The organism is Uliginosibacterium sp. 31-12 (genome assembly GCF_030548425.1).
GTDB lineage: Bacteria > Pseudomonadota > Gammaproteobacteria > Burkholderiales > Rhodocyclaceae > Uliginosibacterium > Uliginosibacterium aquaticum.
Genome location: NZ_JAUOOA010000009.1, coordinates 177,095 through 195,970, shown reverse-complemented (window position 1 = coordinate 195,970; position 18,876 = coordinate 177,095). Strand labels below are relative to the sequence as shown.

Below are 18,876 nucleotides of genomic sequence, written 5' to 3'. Positions count from 1 at the left end.
TCAGTCTTCCAGAGCGGCGACGCACCAGGCGCCATCCTTCAAAACAATGCGGCGATCACAGCCCGCCTCACGCCACGAGCCCGTATGCCCCGGCAACTCCTGCATCACGACCTCCCCTCCGGCACGCAGCGCGCTCACGCACGCTGCCAGCTCAGCCGAATTATCCAGAGGGGCAAGAATGGCGCCCAACATACCGACGCCTGCCCCAAGCGCAGCAAGCTCGCGCAAATCGAGGCTGAAACCTGTCGCCGGACGGGCGCGGCCAAAGGCACGCCCCACTTCGTTATAGCGACCACCCAAAGCAACCGCAGTCGGTGATGCGCCGCAGTAGGCCGCGAACATCAACCCAGTGTGGTAGTGATAACCGCGCAAATCCGCAAGATCGAAGCTCAGCGGCAGATCCCCCAGCTGACGGGCCAAGTGCAGCAACTCATCAAGCGCGGCGTGCACACCGGCAACGTCCGGCAACACATCACGTGCGCGCAGCAGCACATTGGCATCACCATACAGCCCCGGCAAGGCAAGCAAACCGGAGCGCGCAGGCTCAGCCATGGTGGCGGTAAAATCACGCAGCGCCGGTACATCCTTGGCCTGCAGGATGCCAAAGAGCACTTCTTCTGCCTCACGATCCAGCCCCGCCAATTCAGCCAGGGCACGGAACAGGCCTACATGCCCCACGTCGATACGGCTGGCGCGAGCACCGGACAGCGCCAGCGTGCGCGCCAGAAGACGCAACACTTCAACATCAGCCTCGATTCCGTCGTGGCCGTACAGCTCGGCGCCGATCTGCAGCGGCTCACGCGATGCAGTCATTGAACGCGGCAGCACATTCACCACAGGTCCGCAGTAGCACAGGCGGGTCACGCCCTGACGATTCAGCAAATGGGCATCGATCCGCGTGACCTGCGGCGTGGTATCGGCGCGTAAAGCCATCGTGCGACCGGAGATTTGGTCGACGAACTTGAACATGGAGTCATCCATGTCACGCCCTGTACCGGACACCAGCGAGTCCAGATACTCGACCGTCGGCGGAATCACGAGCTGATAGCCGTTGAGGCGGAACTCATCCAGCAGAACGCGGCGCAGGTGCTCAATGCCCTGCGCCTCGACCGGCAGCACGTCCGCAAAATATTCGGGCAGCGCCCAGCGTGGCAAAGCCATAGGAATCAGTAAACCAGGATGAAGAGCAGCGCCCCGGTGAGCAGAGAGAGCATGCCCGCAAAGCGGATCTGCCCGTCTGCCCAGCGGGTAATGCGCTGGAAGGTGGCGCGCCAGGCAGCCGGCGCGCACAGGGGGACTAGGCCTTCAAACACCAGCATCAAAGCCAGTGCGGCCAGAAAATAACGCAGCATACTTACTTGCCGCTGTCCTTGCCGCCACCGCTCTTCATGTACTTGAAGAAATCGGAAGACGGGTCAACGACCAGCATGTCGCTCTTGCTCCGGAAAGTCTGCTTGTAGGCTTCCATGCTGCGCCAGAAACGATAGAACTCGGGGCTGCGGCCAAATGCCTCTGCGTAGATCGCGGCCGCCTTGGCATCGCCCTCGCCCTTTATCTTCTGAGCATCGCGGTAGGCCTCCGCAATCACCACCTCACGCTGACGATCCGCATCCGCCTTGATCTGCTCGGCCTCGGCCGAACCGGTGGAACGCAACTCGTTGGCCACACGCTTGCGCTCGGCCTCCATACGACGGAATACAGATTCGCTCACGTCAGTCGGCAGCTCTACGCGCTTGACACGCACATCGACAATTTCCACGCCGTACTGTACGGAATCTGCTGCAGCTTTGGCCTGCACCGCATCCATGAGTTTTTCACGCTCGCCGGAAATCACGTCATGCACCTGACGCTTGCCGAACTCCTCGCGCAGTACAGCATTCACTGTTTGCTCAAGACGCGTATTGGCACGCACCTCCTCGACCCCGAAGGCACGATAGAACACGGCCGGATCCTTGATGCGCCAGCGCACGAAGGAATCAACCAGCACGTTCTTCTTTTCTGCCGTCTGGAAGAGCTCGGACTCGGGTGAATCGAGCGTCAGGATACGGCGATCAAAATACTTTACATCCTGAATCATGGGCAGCTTGAATTTCAGCCCAGGCTCGGTCTCAAAACGCTTGATTTCCCCCAACTGGAAGACCAGCGCGTACTTGCGCTGATCCACGGTGAAGATGGACATCGATAGCACGGCGACTGCAATCAGCAGTGCGCCAAAAATCACGGGCAAACGGGCATTCATCAGCGGCTCTCCCTTTCACGCGAACGCAGGGCCTCGCGACTGCGAGGATCCGGCTCCTGACGCGGCACAGCGGCCGGCGTCTCGACAACCGGCTTGCTCGCCGGCACGGCGGCATCGACAGCTGCAGCAGGAGCGGCACCTCCGTTCTGGATCAGCTTGTCGAGCGGCAGGTAGAGCAGATTGCCATTGCCCTTGGAGTCCACCAGCACCTTGGTGGTGTTGCTATAGACCTGTTGCATTGCATCGATATACATGCGGTTGCGCGTCACTTCCGGCGCCTTCGAATACTCGGCAAAGATCTGCTTGAAGCGGCTGGCATCGCCATCCGCCTGAGCCACGACGCGCTGAGCATAGCCTTTGGACTCCTCACGCAGACGCGCGGCCGTCCCTTCAGCCTTCGGCACCACATCGTTGAAGTAGGCCTGGCCTTCGCTCTTCAAGCGTTCGCGATCCTGCCCTGCCTTGACGGCATCATTGAAAGCCTCCTGCACCTGCTCGGGCGGCTGAGCATTCTGCATAGTCACCTTGCTGATCAACACGCCACTGCCTTTGTAAGGGCCGAAGCGGTATTCATCGAGCGCCTTCTGCATCATCAGATGAACTTGCTTGGCAACAGCCTCGCGCCCTTCGTAGAGCACGAAATCCATCTTGCTCTTGCCTACGATCTCGCGCATAGCCGCCTCCGCTACCAACTTCACGGTGACATCCGCATCCTTGTTGGCAAACAGGAACTCCGCCGGATCGCTCAGCGTGTACTGCACGGCAAACTGGATGTTCACGATGTTTTCGTCATCCGTGATCATCAGCGACTCATGCAGATTCTTGGACCGGTCGTTGGCGCGAAAACCGACTTCCACCGTGCGCACACGCGTGACATTGACCAATTCCACCGCCTCGACGGGGTATGGCAAGTGCCAGCGCAAACCTTCATTAGTGATTTCCTGCAGCTTGCCAAAACGTAACACCACGCCACGCTGGCTGGCATCGACTGTGTAAAACCCGCTCCCCAGCCACAAAGCCGCCGCAGCCAGAACAACCAGCACCACGCCGCCACCGAGCTGACGCGGATTCAGCGGCGCCGGTGGCGGCGTATTGCTACCCCCCCCGCCCGAACGCTTGCCGAACATGCCGCTGAGCTTATTGTTGAAGTCGCGCCAGATGTCTTCAAGGTCTGGCGGCCCCTGCTCATCGCCGCGCTTGCCCTCACCCTGCTTGTCGTCGCTTTGGCTGTTGTTGCCCCAGCGTGGATCGTTGATTGACATGAGTAGTCCGGTAATCATGAGTCTGCCTGGTCTGAGTCATCCATCGGGGAAGCCGGCGGCTCTGAAGCCTCACCGGCAATCATGATCGGGAAGAGCTGGCGGGCCAACGCGTTGCGCAGCAAATCCAGCCCTTCGCCCGTGCGGGCGCTGAGCAAAATGCGCTCGATTTTACCATAGCCATCCTCTTCCACTGTCGGCACACCATGCGTCATGTCGATCTTGTTCCAGACGAGGATCTGCGGCACGTCGCCCGCGCCGATCTCGGTCAGCACTTCATTGACCACATCAATCTGCGCTTCGCGATCCGCCGAGGATGCATCCACCACATGCAGCAACAGATCTGCCTGTGCCGTTTCTTCTAGCGTGGCGTGAAACGCAGCCACGACCGAGTGCGGCAAGTCGCGGATGAAACCCACGGTATCCGAGAGCACCATATGACGTTGTGCATCATGCAGATAGACGCGGCGTGAAGTCGTGTCGAGGGTGGCAAAAAGCTGATCGGCCGCATAAGCACCGGCCTTGCAGAGCGCATTGAACAAGGTGGACTTGCCCGCATTGGTGTAACCAACCAATGAGACCACAGGCACCTCACTGCGTTCCCTTGAGCGGCGCCGTACCTTGCGTTGCTTCTCCAACTGCCGCAGTCGTTCCTTGAGTAGGGCAACGCGTTTGCCGAGCAGGCGGCGGTCGGTTTCGAGCTGCTTTTCACCCGGCCCACGCAGACCGATACCCCCCTTCTGACGCTCAAGGTGAGTCCAGCCACGCACCAAGCGCGTCGCCAGATGCTCCAACTGGGCCAGCTCCACCTGCAGCTTGCCCTCATGGCTCTTGGCACGCAGGGCAAAGATATCGAGGATCAAGGTCGTGCGATCAATGACCCGACGCTGCAGCACGCGCTCAAGATTACGCTGCTGCCCGGCGCTCAATTCATGATTGAAGATCACGATATCAGCCCCGGATGCAAGGACTTCGGCAGCAATTTCGTCAACCTTGCCGGAGCCCGCATACAGGGCTGGATCGGGCGCCCTGCGCCGGCCCTGAATGATGGCGACTGTTTCAGCGCCTGCCGAACCCGCCAGCATCTGGAACTCAGCTAGACATTCAGCTAGCCCCCCCGCACCAAAATCGAGCTGCACCAGGACGGCGCGATTTCCTTCCGAAGCGGGGCGATCAAACATGCGGAGGCACAGGCAAAAATCCGGGTGCAACCTCAGGCTGCACCCGGATCAGGGTATTAAGAGAAACCGCTGCCCGCCATGCGGGCAGGCGTTCATTCCTTCGGTGCGGCAGGCGCATCACCCGCATTTTCGTGCGGAATGGACACAGCACGGGCCGGCACCACGGTAGAGATGGCGTGTTTGTACACCATCTGGGTGACCGTGTTCTTCAGCAGCACCACATACTGATCGAAAGACTCGATATGGCCTTGCAGCTTGATGCCATTGACGAGGTAGATCGAGACCGGAATGTGCTCGCGGCGCAAGGTATTCAGGAAGGGGTCTTGCAGCATCTGGCCTTTGTTGCTCATGGTTTTTGGCCCTCAGAAATATTGTTATTGGAAAAGCTCGGCCAGTGAAGCACAGCGTGCGGGAAAAAGGGCACTGGCCAAAGGGGAAAGGTTAGCAGAACTTCCGCACGATCAATAGCACACGATCAAGGATAGTCTTTGTCCGCATAGGGGTTGTGCGCCGAGCGGAACTCGATGCGCAGCGGGGTCCCCTGCAGCTTGAAGGTTTCCACGAAATGATGCTCAAGATAGCGGCGATAGGAGTCAGGAATATGCTCCAGCGCATTGCCGTGCACTACCACCACAGGAGGATTCTGACCGCCCTGGTGGGCGTAGCGCATCTTGGGACGATACACCCCGTGGCGCGGCGGTTGCTGTTTGGTCAGCGCGGTCTGCAAAGCACGCGTGAGCTTGGGGGTGGCCAGCTTGATCATCGCCGCCGCATAGGCCAGATCCACCGACTTGAGCAATGGGCCGATACCCACCACTTCTAGCGCCGAGATGTAATGGTGGCGCGCGAAATCGAGGAAGTAGAGCTTGCGGGCAATCTCAGCCTTGATCCGCTCACGACGATAGTCGTCGACGCTGTCCCACTTGTTCACCGCCAGCACCAGGGCGCGGCCGGCCTCAAGCACGAAGCCGGCGATGTGGGCGTCCTGATCGGAGATGTCCTGACTAGCATCGAGCACCAGCACAACAACATTGGCCTCCTCCACCGCCTGCAAGGTCTTGATCACCGAAAATTTCTCGATCGCCTCAAAGACCTTGCCACGGCGACGCAGGCCAGCCGTATCGATCAGGGTATAGGCCTTGCCGTTGCGCTCGAAAGGCACGGCAATCGCATCACGCGTAGTACCGGGCATATCAAACGCAATCACGCGATCCTCGCCCAGCAAGGCGTTGATCAGGGTTGATTTACCCACATTGGGACGACCGACGATGGCCACCCTGGGGCCCGCCTCGTCATCATCCCCAGGCTCTGCGTCCTTGGGAAAACTATCCAGCACCAGATCCAGCAACTGACGAACGCCCTCGCCATGCGCAGAGGAGATCACATACGGCGTACCAAAGCCCAGCTCATGAAACTCGGCACTGAAAGTGTCGCGATTCATGCCCTCGCCTTTATTTACAGCGAGGAACACCGGGCGACCCGAGCGGCGCAGCGTGTCTGCGATCTGCTTGTCATGCGGCGTCAAGCCAACACGACCGTCCACGATAAACAGCAAGGCGTCGCCTTCGGCGATGGCGGACTCGGCCTGACGGGCCATTTCGGCCACGATTCCTTCCTTGGCCAGCGGTTCGAAACCGCCTGTATCGACGACCAGATAGGGGCGCGAGCCTCCACGGCCAATCCCGTAGTGGCGATCGCGGGTCAGACCCGGCATATCCGCCACCAGCGCGTCGCGGGTGCGGGTCAGACGATTGAAAAGCGTGGATTTGCCGACATTGGGTCGGCCCACGAGCACCAGCGTAGGTTTCACAACAACTCCAGATTTACTGCTTCCGCAGGCTCAAGGCGTAAAGGTCGCCATCGATGGCCTGCACCGCCATCCCGTCATTGGGCAGCGTCTGCATCAGGGCACGCACCCCGGACGAATCCACGCGGCGACTGGCCACGAACTCTCCAGAACGCGCTTCAATTACATGGACATAGCCCTGTACATCCGCCACGGCCAGCTTGTCGCCTACCAGTACCGGACGGGTCAGGCGCCGATAGGCCAGCTTGTCCTGCTTCCACTGACTAGCACCAGAAGCCAGATCGAGGGCATACAAAGTGTCGCCTGCATCGGCGAAATACAGGCTGCCGGCATCCGCGGCAATACCACTGGCCGAAGAAAAGTCACGCGCCCAACGCAGGCTGCCATTGCTGCGATCCACACAGGCAACACGCCCCTGGAAAGCAGCCACACAGACCTGATCGCCGCGCACCAGCGGATCGCCCACCACATCCGCCATGCGTTCAATCTCGTTGGAGCCCTTGGGTTGGGCAATCGTAGCCTCCCAGCGCTGCACCCCACTGGCGAGACTCAACGCCAGCAGTTTGCCGCCCGGAAAACCGGCAAACAACACATCACCCGAACGCGCCAATCCCACCGGCGCACGCAAGGCCAGGGAGGCCTGAGCGCGCTGATAGACCCAACGGCGTTTGCCGTCGCTCACACCATATGCGGCGAGTTGATTGTCGCCAATCCGCACCACCACCATATCTTCGGCAATCAGAGGGGAGGCGAGCACTTCGCCGCCCACGGTAGTCTTCCAACGCAAGCTGCCCTTGTCTGCTTCATAGACAAGCAATTCGCCATCACTACTGGTCACCACCACCACATTGCCATCACTAGCCACGCCACCGGAGAGACGCGGCGCCGTCTTGACCCGCCAGACTTCACGCCCGGCCGCATCGAAACGCGCCAGCTGGCCCTTGCGGGCGGCAGCATAGACACTGCCACCAGAAAGCGTCGGGCTCAGCAGGGAGTCGCCGATCTCCGGCAAGGAAGCGGTCCACTGCTCGCGCAGCTCGCCCGTCTGTTTGAAAACGGGCAGCGGCGAAGGCTTGGGCCCGGGGTCGGATGACCACAGGAAGCAACCACTCAGACTAGAACTCAGGGCCAGGGCGGCCAGCACTCGCAGTTTCATCAGGCGCCTCCAAGCGCATCCAGCTTGATCTGCACAAGATTGCGGAAAGAGGTCGTTTGCTCACCCGCCTTGGACGCGGCCTCAACGCTGCGCTTGTAGGCAGCGCGCGCCTCCGCCGTCTTGCCTTGGGCAAACAGGACATCTCCACGCAGATCTTCGAATCGCGGCAGATACGCCTCATTGGGCTCAGCCTTGAGGGTTTCCAGCGCCGGCTCAAGTTCCTTGGCATCGATTTGCAGCGCAGCCAGTCGCAGGCGAGCCACATCGCGCAACAGAGGATCAGCTTTGCTGGAAGCAGCCCACTCGAGACGGCTGCGGGCAGTCTTGGCGTCCCCCGCTTCAAGTGCGGTATGTGCAGCTTGCAAAGCAGCCAGCTCAGCCGTCACGCTGCCGCCATGCTTGGCGACCAACTCATCAGTCAGCACGCCAACCTTGCCTACATCCTTGGCTTGCGCGGCAAGGCTCACGGCACTGTAGAGGCCACCAGCCTCAGCCGCCTGCTTGCCTTGATACCAGCGCCAGCCTTGCACGCCAGCCACGACCAGCGCCAACGCCAGCGCGGTACCCGTCACGATATTGCCGTTCTTTTCCCACCAGGCCTTAATGGCCGAAAGCTGTTCCTGCTCTTCCAGATCGTAAGCTGCCATGTTCCGTCTTCCGTCTCTTGATTGATTCTGTCCGTGCCCGGCTCACTCGCCGTAAAGGCGGTCTGCCAGCAATTCAACGAGCGCTTCGGGCGTTACCGCCTGCTGCTCGCCCTCTCCACGCAGAGGCTTGAGCGCCACCTGCCCGACCGCTGCTTCATCATCACCCACGATCACGGCATACGCCGCACCGGAACCGTCGGCCTTCTTCATCTGCGATTTGAAGCTGCCACCACCGCAGTGGAACACCACCGCGAAGCCCGCACTACGCAGCAGCTCGGCACTGCGGAAAGCAAAGGGCGCAGCCTTCTCTCCTTGATGCACCACGTACACATCGGGGCTCACCAGCGGGCCGGCATCCAAGCCTTCCTGCCACAGCAACATCACACGCTCCATGCCCATCGCGAAACCACAGGCCGGAGCCGGCTTGCCGCCGAGTTGTTCGATTAGACCGTCGTAACGACCGCCGGCGCAGAAAGTGGCCTGAGCGCCAAGGCGAGTAGTCGTCCATTCGAACACGGTGCGGTTGTAATAGTCCAGCCCTCGCACCATTCGCGGATTGATCCGGTAAGGCACGGCAGCCTCGCGCAGCAAGGCTTGCACGGCTTCGAAATGCTTGAGAGATGCTTCACCGAGATACTCGATGAGTTTGGGTGCGGCTTCGACGATCTCCTGCAGTGCCGGATTCTTGGTGTCCAGCACACGCAGTGGATTGGCGTAGAGGCGACGCTTGCCATCTTCATCCAGCTGATCCTGATACTTCTCCAGATAGGCGATCAACTCAGTGCGGTGTGTGGCGCGCTCGGCCGCATCCCCCAGGGAATTGAGCTGCAGCTCGACATCGTCCAACCCGAGGTCATCCCACAGGCGACGACACATCACGATGTGCTCAGCATCCACGTCCGGGCCGGCAAAACCCAGGGCTTCCACACCGACCTGATGAAACTGACGATAGCGCCCCTTCTGCGGACGCTCGTGACGGAACATCGGGCCACTGTAATAGAGGCGCTGCGGATTCTGGAAAATCAGGTTGTGCTCGATCACCGAGCGCACACAGGAGGCAGTACCTTCCGGGCGCAGGGTGAGGTGTTCGCCGTTGAGACGATCCTCAAAGGAGTACATCTCCTTCTCGACAATGTCGGTGTGCTCGCCAACGCCGCGCGAGAACAGCTTCGTGTACTCCACGATCGGAGTGCGAATCGGCCGATAGCCATAGCTCCGCAGCCAGTCACGAACAATTTCCTCGAACGCCTCCCAACGCTCCGCCTCTTCGGGGAGCAGGTCATTCATGCCACGCACGCCTTGCAGTTTGGTACTCATTTACTGGATCTTTTTCGGATACTTGGTGGCGACATACTCATCGAGGATGACGCGGAATTCATGGGCGATATTGTCGCCACGCAGGGTCATGGCCTTCTGGCCATCGATGAAAACCGGAGCAGCCGGCGTCTCGCCAGTGCCTGGCAGGGAAATACCGATATTGGCATGCTTGCTTTCGCCGGGGCCATTGACCACGCAGCCCATCACCGCAAGGGTCAGATTTTCAACCCCATCATACTGGTCGCGCCACACCGGCATCTGCTCGCGTACATAACTTTGCACGCTCTGCGCAAGCTCCTGGAAGAAGGTGCTGGTGGTGCGACCACAGCCCGGGCAGGCGGTAACCATCGGCGTAAAAGCACGCAAACCCATGCTCTGCAAGATTTCCTGCGCCACGATGACTTCCTGGGTGCGGGCACCGCCCGGCTCAGGGGTCAATGACACTCGAATGGTATCGCCAATGCCTTCCTGCAACAGTACGCCCAGCGCAGCGGTTGAGGCCACGATGCCCTTGCTGCCCATGCCGGCTTCAGTGAGTCCAAGATGCAGCGGGTAATCGCTGCGACGGGCCAGCTCGCGATAGGTGGCGATCAGATCCTGCACGCTGGAAACCTTGCAGGACAGGATGATGCGATCACCCGCCATGCCCACGTCTTCAGCCGCCTGCGCAGATTCGAGCGCCGACACGATCAGCGCCTCGCGCATCACCGCACCAACATCCCACGGCTCCGCTCGCTGCGCGTTGGCATCCATCATGCGCGCCAGCACAGACTGATCGAGGCTGCCCCAGTTCACACCGATGCGCACCGGCTTGTCGTACTTGCAGGCGAGCTCCACGATCTGCGCAAATTGCACATCACGCTTCTGGCCCTGCCCCACGTTGCCGGGATTGATACGGTACTTGGCCAGCAATTCGGCACAGGCAGGATTGTCCGTCAGCAGCTTGTGGCCGTTGTAGTGGAAGTCACCGATGATCGGCACCTCCACATTCATCTTCGCCAACTGCTCGACGATCTTCGGTACAGCCTTGGCTGACTCGTCGTTATTCACGGTGATCCGAACCAGCTCCGAGCCTGCGCGCGCCAGCTGGGCGATCTGAATCGCTGTCGCGACATGGTCCGCCGTATCGGTATTGGTCATCGACTGCACCACGATCGGCACTTGCGAGCCGACCTGCACACGGCCAATGCGAACCAGACGAGTCGGGTGCCGGCCCAGAGCGCCGGCAAAAGTGGAATTTTGCGACATCAGAGATTCTTACTGCAGTTTCACACGGGCCACATCGCCACGAATCAGCGGAGCCAGATCGACCGGTCGGCCCTTCCAGGAGAGCTTCACTTTGCCAGCATTGCCAATGACCAGATCGAAGGGAGCCTGTCCCTGAACCTCCTGGACACCACCAGCTTGATTAAGACGGGAGAAGACGATCTGCCCACTGGCATCACGCACTTCAACCCAGGAGTCACCCTCGAAACTCAGCGTCATGCGCGGCAGACCACCCACGGCGGGCCCAGACGCCGTCGGAGCTATCGCCACAGGAACGGACGGGGTCACGCGCACAGGAGCACTCTGCACCGCTGGCGGCGTAGCCGGCGGTACTGACTGAGCTGGCAGCATCACCGGTTGGGGCGCGCTCTGCGCCATCGGCACGACGGCAGCCACCACACTCACCGGCACACTCGCCTCGAGCTGCGGGGCAGGCACACTGCTCGCAACCAAAGGCTCGCTGACGACAGGCGACACTTCAACCACAGGCACGAAAACCTCTTCCTGCGGCGCTTTAAGCAGCGCCGTTTCCTCGCGCGCTTCGAGCCAGCCATAATGCCAGCCTGCGCCAAGCACCACGGCCAGCACCAGCACCAATGCTGCAATCGGCAACGCCGAGTAGCGCGGATTGCCCGGTGAAGGCATGCGCCCCAGGCTGGGAGTGATCATCTGCTCAGGCAGCTCGGCCACGACCGGCGCCTCATTGGTCTCACCGGCGCGCAGGAAAATCTCTGCATCCAAGCCCAGAAACCGCGCGTAGTTACGCACAAAACCACGGGCAAAGGTGCTGCCCGGCAAGGCGCTGAGATCACCACGCTCGATCGCCTCTAGCTGACGCACAGTCAGCTTGAGTTGATCGGAAACCTGGCCAAGGGAGAGCCCGCGCGCTTCACGCGCCGCGCGCAACTGGGTCCAGAGGCTCTCTGCAGCGGTCTGCGCCGCCTCCTGAATCTGCTCGCTCACTCGAACTTCCCCTGCAGAAAGTACTGATATTCGTTGGAGCCCGGAAACTCCTTGCGCATCCGCGAGCCCAGATCGGCGACTGTGCTGCGATTGCCCAGACGGTTCTCAATGCGAACGGCGAGCCACAGGATCTCAACGTTGCTGTTTTTCATCTGCTTCAGAATTTGGTCCATCCACTCCTTGGCACGTAGGTCGCGGTTGGAGCGATAGGCGATATCTGCCAGGTAGTAATAGGCCTGCAGATTGGTCGTGTCGGTCTGAACGGCCCGCATGAAGCGCTCCTCCGCCGCCGGGATATTCTTCTGGCGAAGCAGGCACAGACCCGCATTGGTCCACGCGCGCGTTGGCGTGGCGTAGTAGGGGTTGCGTGCAGCCTGCTCAATTCGCGGCAGACCTTCAGACTCACGTCCCTGCGAGCAAAGGAACCAGCCATAGGCATTAGCGATTTCAGGGTCTCCTGGCGCCAGGCGGGAAGCCTGCTCGAAACCAGGAATCGCCTGTGAATACTGCTCCTGAGCGGCATACACCATGCCTTGCAGCAGATAGCCTGGTGCATAGGCCGAATCCGAAGCGATTGCGGCACGCGCCTCATCCAGCGCTACGCCGTTGCGCCCGCTCTGCAGATAAGCCTGCCCCAACTCGACGTGCAACTTGGCAGAGCGCCGAGCCGCAGTAGTGGCCGGTTGCTCGGCAGAAGGACGGTCAGACTCAGCATCACCACCGATGGGCAAGCCTGCCACACAACCAGAGAGCAGGCCAAACAAAGCCAGCAGCAAAACGGAACAGCGTACAGAGTTGAGCATCAAAGCACCTCTTGGATGGGTACTACACGTTTCTGGGTCCGGCGCGTCTTGTCCTTGACCTGCCCGGCCAGCTGGCCACAAGCAGCATCGACGTCATCCCCGCGCGTCTTGCGCGTGGTCGTGACAATACCGGCTTCATTGAGCAGTTGCGAGAAACGACGGACTACTGGACCCGACGAGCGATGAAAGCCGGAGTCCGGAAAAGGGTTGAAGGGTATCAGGTTGTACTTGCACGGCACCTCCCGTGCAATATCGATCAACTGGCGGATGTGCTCGTCACCGTCATTCACACCTTCAAGCATGATGTATTCGAAGGTAATGAAATCACGCGGCGCCTTGTCCAGATAACGGTTGCACGCGGCCAGCAGGTCCTTCAGGGGATACTTCTGGTTGATCGGCACCAGCTTGTCGCGCAGCGCATCGTTCGGTGCATGCAGCGATACGGCTAGCGCCACCGGGCATTCGTCGCGCAGGCGATCCATCGCTGGCACGATGCCAGAGGTGGATACTGTCACGCGACGGCGCGACAGGCCATACGCATGGTCATCCAGCATCAGCTTGAGCGCTGATACCACGCTGTCGAAATTCGCCAGAGGCTCACCCATGCCCATCATCACCACGTTGCTGATGATGCGCTCGCCATTGGGCTCGGCGCCCAGCAGGCGATTGGCCAGCCACAGCTGGCCGATGATTTCTGCCGCACTCAGGTTGCGGTTGAAGCCCTGTTTTCCCGTGGAGCAGAAAGCGCAGTCAAGTGCGCAGCCCGCCTGCGAGGACACGCACAGGGTGCCGCGGGTAGCTTCCGGAATGAACACGGTCTCGACCGCATTGCCATTGCCGACATCCATCAGCCACTTGCGTGTGCCATCGGTCGACAGGTTGTCACGGATCGGCACTGGAGGCTGGATGCAGGCAGTTTCCTTGAGCAATGCACGCAGGCTCTTGGCTACATCCGTCATGGCATCAAAGTCGGTCTCCCCGAAACGGTGGATCCAGCGCAGGATCTGCCGGGCGCGAAATGGCTTCTCGCCGCGTTCGGCGAACCAAGCGATCAGGGCATCGGCATCAAGGTCGAGGAGGTTCTGCATGAGTCTTCACATCAGTGCCCGGCGCGGGTTGCGCCGGGCGGGAACTACTTAACGGCTATACACATTCATGCCGGGGAAGAAGAAAGCCACTTCCACGGCGGCAGTTTCAGCGGCATCGGAGCCATGCACAGCATTGGCGTCGATCGAATCAGCGAAGTCGGCGCGGATGGTGCCGGCGTCAGCCTTCTTCGGATCAGTCGCGCCCATCAGTTCGCGGTTCTTGGCGATGGCACCTTCGCCTTCTAGCACCTGGATCATCACCGGCCCGGAGATCATGAATTTCACCAGATCCTTGAAGAAGGGGCGCTCCTTGTGCACGGCATAGAACTGACCGGCTTCGAGCTCGGAAAGTTGCACTAGCTTGGCAGCAATGATTTTCAGGCCAGCATCCTCAAAGCGCTGATAGATCTTGCCGATCACGTTCTTGGCGACGGCATCCGGCTTGATGATGGACAGGGTACGTTCGATAGCCATTTACTTCTCTCCTGTTAATGGGCTGTTGGTAAGTTATTGTTGTCAAAACCGTTCATTTTATCAGCAGACGCCCCGCCCCGGCAGCCAGACTGCCAAATCAAGCCTCACCCGGGCTAAGATTGGCGCATGACCAGCCCCACCTTGCCCCCCTCCACACCTCCAATCCCGCGTACCGGCACCTGGTTCTGGCGTCTCCCTATCCTGGCTATCGCCGCACTGGTTGCCGTGATTTCGCTCTTTCTGTGGCTAGGCCTCGCCCAGGAACGCGAGGAGCGCCGCGCTGCGCTGGTCAGTGACAGCCTGTGGATGGAGCAGAATTTACGCTACCACTTCGAAAGCACGGTGGATGAGCTAGGTCAGATCGGCAACCAGTTCGGCACCGGCGGCGAACTGCACACAGAAGCGGCGCAGGACAAGGTCCGCGAGCTCCTGCAGGGGGACGCAGGCCTCAGCGCGATTCTCTGGCTCAACTCCGATGGCGAGATGCTCAGCACCCTGCCCGCCAGCGCCGCGCCGGTGCAGGTCAGCGAAGAACACAACCTCACCGTGGTACGCGCCCGCACCCTGAACCGGCCAACCTACGACCACCCCTTCCGACTCAAGGACGGTTCCTGGGCTGTGGAAGTCGTTCTGCCGATATTTGGCGCCAACGACTTCAATGGCTACGCCGTAGGTATTTTTTCGCTCTCCCGCGTGCTCGAAAAGCACGTCCCATGGTGGTTTGCCGAGCGCTACCGGATCTCCTTCACCGATGACGGCAGCGACGAGCTGGCCAGCTCAACGCAGGCCAGCGCAGCCAACAACATCTCCTTCGGCGTGAGCTTCGACCGCATGGGCGGCCTGGGCATCCGCGTGGAGAGCTACCGCGACACCACCCGCGTGATGCCTTCCATCGTGGTCGCGGTGCTGCTGGCCTTTACGGTCGTACTGATCTGGAGTCTGTGGATGCTGCGCACCCGGGTGCTGCGCCTGCAGGACACGGAAGCGGCCCTGCGTGCGGAACATGCCTTCCGCCTCGCCATGGAGAAATCCACCCTGGTCGGCCTGCGCGCCCGGGATCTCTCTGGACGCATCAGCTACGTCAACAGTGCCTTCTGCCGCATGGTGGGCTGGAACGAAGATGAGCTCGTCGGACTGAATGCGCCGATGCCCTTCTGGTTTGAAGACAGCAGCGAACCCCTGCCCGCCAGCATCGCCGAAGAGCCCGCGCGTGCGCGGGAGCTGCGTTTCCAACATCGCGACGGCCATGTGCTCGATGTGCTTCTGTATGAAGCCGCACTGATCGACGCCGACGGCCACCACAGCGGCTGGATGGGCTCAGTGCTGGACATCACGGAACGCAAGCGCGCCGAAGCCCTGGCCCGCGATCAGCAGGAGCAGCTGGAGGCCACAGCCCGCCTCGTCACTATGGGAGAAATGGCCTCCACCCTGGCTCACGAACTGAATCAGCCGCTCTCAGCCATAGCCAGCTACAGTGCTGGCTGCCTGAATGCACTGAAAGCCGGCCGCTACGACGAAAAGCAATTCACCGACGTACTCGGCAAGATCAATCACCAGGCCCAGCGCGCCGGCAAGATCATCCACCGCATCTACGGTTTCGTGCGCCGCTCCGAATCGCGCCGTGACCGCATGGACGTAAATGCGGCCGTGCTAGAAGCCACCGGCCTGCTCGAAGCCGAAACCCTACGCCGCAAGGTTCGCCTGCAGGTCGAACTGGCCATGGACCTCCCCCAAATCATTGGCGACCGCGTCATGGTCGAGCAGGTCATGGTGAACCTGCTGCGCAACGGCATGGACGCCATGCGTGGCACCCCGGAAGCAGAGCGCCTGCTGCGCGTACGAAGCGAAAGTAGCGGCGAAGGCGTGCGGCTGGTCGTGCAGGATCAAGGCAGCGGCATCCCAGCCGAGATCGCCGACCGCCTGTTCGACTCCTTCTTCACCACCAAGCCCGAAGGCATGGGCATGGGCCTCAAGATCTGCCGCTCGATTGCCGAGCAGCACAATGGTCGACTGTGGTTTGAAGCGGCAGCCGAGGGCGGCACCCTGTTCTACCTCTATCTACCCATCGGCACCGAGGACAAGGACGCCTGATCAACCCCGCCAGAGCCCATCCGGCCCCCGCCACTCGATGCGCCAGCCCACTTCTCCCGGCAAAGCGCTAAAGCCTGCTGCTGCCCCCACCCCACCGATCCACAACACTTGATCCCCGCAGCACAACAGGGGCAGAGTCTCACGCCACCAGACCGGCAGATCAGCCTCCTGACACAGAACCTTGAAACTGCGCGTCGGACGATTCTCTGCCAGACGCAGACGCTCACCACCGCACCGGCTCCGCAGCAGTAAGGACTGACTGCCCGGATCAAGACGCAAACCCACCCCAGAAATCGGCAGAAAGCGCACCCCCCCCTCAGCCCAGGGCATTTCTGCCTCCCCCACCCATGGCTGCGGCGCAGGAAACATCAAGCGTGCAGATTCGGTCCAGATCCGCTCGCGATAGGCACACAAGGCCAGGTCGCCGAAACACTCGCGTACCGGCGCCTCGCCGCGCAAGGCCCGCAGCCCAGACGCCAGACGCGCCGCATCCGGCGCTTGCTCCCCCCGCTCGCGCAGCCAGTAACGCAGCAGATTGCGCCCCCGCGCCGGACTCAACGCACGCAAGCCTGAGCGCGAGCCAGGCAGCCCAAGCCTCACGACACCAGCATCCAGCACTGCCAACTCACCCAGCAGATCTTCAGCTTCCGCGAAATGCGCCGCCGCCCGCGCCAACGAGCGCTCTACGGCCGGCTGACGCGCCTTCAGCGCAGGCAGCACAGAATGACGCAGGTAATTGCGCATGAAGCGGCTATCCGCATTGCTATCGTCCTCAATCCAGCGCAAACCCTCAGCCTGCGCCCACTCGAGCAGCACGGCGCGTGGCTCGGCCAGCAGGGGGCGCCACAAGCGTCGCGCCGGATCACGCTCGCGCATGCCCGCAACCCCTGCCACCCCAGCACCACGCACAAGCCGGTGCAAGAGGGTTTCCGCCTGATCGTCCGCATGATGAGCGAGCACCACCCAGTCAGCCTCCACACTGGCAAATGCCGCATGCCGCACCTCGCGCGCCGCGGCCTCAAGCCCCCGCCCCGCATCAAGAGTTACCACCACACGCTCGACGCGCAAGGGCAAACCCAAGGCATCACACTCTGCCTCGCAATGCTTCACCCAGTCATCGGCCCGGAGGCTCAGACCGTGATGAACATGGAGCGCAGAAAGCACAAAGCCCGCCTCAGGAGCAAGACGGGCCAGCAGATGCAACAGAACGGTGGAATCAAGGCCGCCGCTATACGCCACACACAAACGCGTGCCGGCACAGGCACGCAAGACAGGTAGCAGGCGAGACGCGAGATCAGGGCTGGGCATGGACAAATTGTAGCCGCAGGCTGCAGCAAACCCCGACAACGGCGCTGTGCATCACCCAAGGCACGCCGGAGCGCCGCAAGCGGCCAACTCAAGCCGGGCTATTTGACTTGCTTCAGGCCGAGCTTTTGAAGCGGTGATGAAGCGAGGGGGCCGAGATCGAAGATAGGGGCGGAAACGCACTTGGGTACGCCGTACGCCAGGGTTTCGAGATCAGCCTGCACTCAACTCCCTCGCCCCTCAGGCGGCAAGCTCCTTGAACTTGCCGTAGGCAATCAGGCGTTCGAAACGCCGCTCGGTCAGCTCCTGCGGCGACAGCTCGGTCAGCGTGCGCAGCGTGTCCTGCAACGCACGCTTGAGGCTGACCGCCATGGCACGGTGATCACGATGAGCGCCACCCACCGGCTCATTGACCACCTTGTCGATCAGGCCGAGAGACTTCAGGCGCGAAGCCGTGATCCCCATGATTTCGGCCGCCTCCGGAGCCTTGTCGGCGCTCTTCCAGAGAATCGACGCACAACCTTCCGGCGAAATCACCGAATAGGTGGAGAACTGCAGCATGTGCACCTGATCGGCCACTGCGATCGCGAGTGCACCACCGGAGCCACCTTCGCCAATGATGGTGGTAATGATGGGCACGCGTAGCTCAGCCATGGCGTAAAGGTTGTGACCGATCGCTTCGGACTGGCCACGCTCCTCGGCATCAATGCCCGGGTAGGCGCCCGGGGTGTCCACAAAAGTGAACACCGGGATGCCGAACTTCTCTGCCAGCTTCATCATGCGCAAGGCCTTGCGGTAACCCTCAGGCCGCGGCATGCCGAAGTTGCGGATGATTTTTTCCTTGGTATCGCGCCCCTTCTGGTGGCCGATCACCATGCAACTCTGGCCGTTGAAGCGGGCCAGGCCACCCACGATGGCCTTGTCATCGGCAAACGCACGATCGCCATGCAACTCTTCGAAATCCGTGAACATGTGTTCAACATAATCGAAGGTATAGGGGCGCTGCGGATGGCGCGCCACCTGGGCGATCTGCCAGGGCGTGAGCTTGGCGTAGATGTCCTTGGTCAGCCCCTGACGCTTGGCCTCAAGGCGCGAAATTTCCTCGGAGATATCGACGGCGGAGTCGTCCTGAACGAAACGAAGTTCCTCGATCTTGGATTCAAGATCGGCGATCGGCTGCTCAAAGTCGAGAAAGGTTGTCTTCACGGAAGGTAAGCTGAATCAGAAAGGTTGTGCATTGTAACCGATCAGGCCCACACGACGGCTCAGCACGTTTTGTT

Annotated in this window: 18 protein-coding genes; 1 reads left to right on the top strand and 17 read right to left on the bottom strand. The window is 61.0% G+C overall.

Features of this window, described 5'->3' with window-relative positions:
* The 15 genes from Q3Y64_RS16710 to ndk all read right to left on the bottom strand — a co-directional run bounded on the left by Q3Y64_RS16710 (position 1) and on the right by ndk (position 14,200).
* Positions 1–1,161, bottom strand: a complete 1,161-nt coding sequence (locus Q3Y64_RS16710; protein ID WP_303563548.1) for an ATP phosphoribosyltransferase regulatory subunit — start codon at positions 1,159–1,161, stop codon at positions 1–3.
* A 5-nt stretch (positions 1,162–1,166) separates the two neighbouring features.
* On the bottom strand, positions 1,167–1,352 hold the full coding sequence (locus Q3Y64_RS16705; protein ID WP_101941571.1) for a DUF2065 domain-containing protein: 186 nt from the start codon (positions 1,350–1,352) through the stop codon (positions 1,167–1,169).
* A gap of 2 nt (positions 1,353–1,354) precedes the next feature.
* Positions 1,355–2,239, bottom strand: a complete 885-nt coding sequence (gene hflC, locus Q3Y64_RS16700) for a protease modulator HflC (protein ID WP_101941572.1) — start codon at positions 2,237–2,239, stop codon at positions 1,355–1,357.
* Complete coding sequence (gene hflK / locus Q3Y64_RS16695) at positions 2,239–3,501, bottom strand: FtsH protease activity modulator HflK (protein WP_101941573.1); 1,263 nt, start codon at positions 3,499–3,501, stop codon at positions 2,239–2,241. Before hflK ends, hflC begins: the two co-directional genes overlap by 1 nt.
* Before the next feature lie 14 nt (positions 3,502–3,515).
* Complete coding sequence (hflX, locus tag Q3Y64_RS16690) at positions 3,516–4,679, bottom strand: GTPase HflX (RefSeq protein WP_101941574.1); 1,164 nt, start codon at positions 4,677–4,679, stop codon at positions 3,516–3,518.
* 92 nt (positions 4,680–4,771) lie between these two features.
* Positions 4,772–5,029, bottom strand: a complete 258-nt coding sequence (hfq, locus tag Q3Y64_RS16685) for an RNA chaperone Hfq (protein ID WP_101941575.1) — start codon at positions 5,027–5,029, stop codon at positions 4,772–4,774.
* Positions 5,030–5,154: 125 nt separating this feature from the next.
* Positions 5,155–6,489: a ribosome biogenesis GTPase Der gene (der, locus tag Q3Y64_RS16680; protein ID WP_101941576.1), complete on the bottom strand. Its 1,335-nt coding sequence runs from the start codon at positions 6,487–6,489 to the stop codon at positions 5,155–5,157.
* A 13-nt stretch (positions 6,490–6,502) separates the two neighbouring features.
* Entirely contained in the window at positions 6,503–7,642 is a 1,140-nt protein-coding gene (gene bamB / locus Q3Y64_RS16675; RefSeq protein ID WP_101941577.1) for an outer membrane protein assembly factor BamB, read from the bottom strand.
* Positions 7,642–8,289 carry a tetratricopeptide repeat protein gene (locus tag Q3Y64_RS16670; protein ID WP_303563541.1) on the bottom strand — a complete coding sequence of 216 codons (648 nt, stop codon included), beginning with the start codon at positions 8,287–8,289 and terminating at the stop codon, positions 7,642–7,644. Before Q3Y64_RS16670 ends, bamB begins: the two co-directional genes overlap by 1 nt.
* A 42-nt stretch (positions 8,290–8,331) precedes the next feature.
* Positions 8,332–9,606 (bottom strand): histidine--tRNA ligase, encoded by a 1,275-nt coding sequence (gene hisS, locus Q3Y64_RS16665; protein ID WP_101941579.1) that lies wholly within the window; start codon positions 9,604–9,606, stop codon positions 8,332–8,334.
* Complete coding sequence (gene ispG / locus Q3Y64_RS16660; RefSeq protein ID WP_101941580.1) at positions 9,607–10,854, bottom strand: flavodoxin-dependent (E)-4-hydroxy-3-methylbut-2-enyl-diphosphate synthase; 1,248 nt, start codon at positions 10,852–10,854, stop codon at positions 9,607–9,609.
* A 9-nt stretch (positions 10,855–10,863) separates the two neighbouring features.
* On the bottom strand, positions 10,864–11,835 hold the full coding sequence (locus tag Q3Y64_RS16655) for a RodZ domain-containing protein (RefSeq protein ID WP_101941581.1): 972 nt from the start codon (positions 11,833–11,835) through the stop codon (positions 10,864–10,866).
* Positions 11,832–12,638: a type IV pilus biogenesis/stability protein PilW gene (pilW, locus tag Q3Y64_RS16650; RefSeq protein ID WP_303563538.1), complete on the bottom strand. Its 807-nt coding sequence runs from the start codon at positions 12,636–12,638 to the stop codon at positions 11,832–11,834. The genes Q3Y64_RS16655 and pilW overlap by 4 nt, the downstream gene beginning before the upstream one ends.
* Entirely contained in the window at positions 12,638–13,726 is a 1,089-nt protein-coding gene (gene rlmN / locus Q3Y64_RS16645) for a 23S rRNA (adenine(2503)-C(2))-methyltransferase RlmN (protein ID WP_303563536.1), read from the bottom strand. The genes pilW and rlmN overlap by 1 nt, the downstream gene beginning before the upstream one ends.
* Positions 13,727–13,774: 48 nt before the next feature.
* On the bottom strand, positions 13,775–14,200 hold the full coding sequence (gene ndk, locus Q3Y64_RS16640; protein WP_101941584.1) for a nucleoside-diphosphate kinase: 426 nt from the start codon (positions 14,198–14,200) through the stop codon (positions 13,775–13,777).
* A gap of 126 nt (positions 14,201–14,326) precedes the next feature.
* Here ndk and Q3Y64_RS16635 point away from each other — a divergent pair, with 126 nt between their 5' ends.
* The gene (locus tag Q3Y64_RS16635; RefSeq protein ID WP_303563533.1) at positions 14,327–16,291 is read left to right on the top strand and encodes a sensor histidine kinase; all 1,965 of its coding nucleotides are present in this window, start codon (positions 14,327–14,329) and stop codon (positions 16,289–16,291) included.
* Here the strand turns inward: Q3Y64_RS16635 and tilS are convergent, their stop codons facing one another.
* Both tilS and Q3Y64_RS16625 read right to left on the bottom strand, forming a co-directional pair.
* Complete coding sequence (gene tilS / locus Q3Y64_RS16630; protein ID WP_303563531.1) at positions 16,292–17,599, bottom strand: tRNA lysidine(34) synthetase TilS; 1,308 nt, start codon at positions 17,597–17,599, stop codon at positions 16,292–16,294.
* A gap of 237 nt (positions 17,600–17,836) precedes the next feature.
* A complete protein-coding gene (locus Q3Y64_RS16625; protein WP_101941587.1) occupies positions 17,837–18,802 on the bottom strand; it encodes an acetyl-CoA carboxylase carboxyltransferase subunit alpha in 966 nt (321 codons plus the stop codon).
* Positions 18,803–18,876 lie beyond the last annotated feature (74 nt).

Coding starts and splice junctions, on each gene's coding strand:
- hflK (WP_101941573.1), bottom strand. CDS start 3,501: ATGTCAATCAACGATCCACGCTGGGGCAACAACAGCCAAAGCGACGAC.
- Q3Y64_RS16670 (WP_303563541.1), bottom strand. CDS start 8,289: ATGGCAGCTTACGATCTGGAAGAGCAGGAACAGCTTTCGGCCATTAAG.
- tilS (WP_303563531.1), bottom strand. CDS start 17,599: ATGCCCAGCCCTGATCTCGCGTCTCGCCTGCTACCTGTCTTGCGTGCC.
- hisS (WP_101941579.1), bottom strand. CDS start 9,606: ATGAGTACCAAACTGCAAGGCGTGCGTGGCATGAATGACCTGCTCCCC.
- ispG (WP_101941580.1), bottom strand. CDS start 10,854: ATGTCGCAAAATTCCACTTTTGCCGGCGCTCTGGGCCGGCACCCGACT.
- Q3Y64_RS16710 (WP_303563548.1), bottom strand. CDS start 1,161: ATGGCTTTGCCACGCTGGGCGCTGCCCGAATATTTTGCGGACGTGCTG.
- hflX (WP_101941574.1), bottom strand. CDS start 4,679: ATGTTTGATCGCCCCGCTTCGGAAGGAAATCGCGCCGTCCTGGTGCAG.
- hfq (WP_101941575.1), bottom strand. CDS start 5,029: ATGAGCAACAAAGGCCAGATGCTGCAAGACCCCTTCCTGAATACCTTG.
- rlmN (WP_303563536.1), bottom strand. CDS start 13,726: ATGCAGAACCTCCTCGACCTTGATGCCGATGCCCTGATCGCTTGGTTC.
- hflC (WP_101941572.1), bottom strand. CDS start 2,239: ATGAATGCCCGTTTGCCCGTGATTTTTGGCGCACTGCTGATTGCAGTC.
- ndk (WP_101941584.1), bottom strand. CDS start 14,200: ATGGCTATCGAACGTACCCTGTCCATCATCAAGCCGGATGCCGTCGCC.
- bamB (WP_101941577.1), bottom strand. CDS start 7,642: ATGAAACTGCGAGTGCTGGCCGCCCTGGCCCTGAGTTCTAGTCTGAGT.
- pilW (WP_303563538.1), bottom strand. CDS start 12,638: ATGCTCAACTCTGTACGCTGTTCCGTTTTGCTGCTGGCTTTGTTTGGC.
- Q3Y64_RS16635 (WP_303563533.1), top strand. CDS start 14,327: ATGACCAGCCCCACCTTGCCCCCCTCCACACCTCCAATCCCGCGTACC.
- Q3Y64_RS16705 (WP_101941571.1), bottom strand. CDS start 1,352: ATGCTGCGTTATTTTCTGGCCGCACTGGCTTTGATGCTGGTGTTTGAA.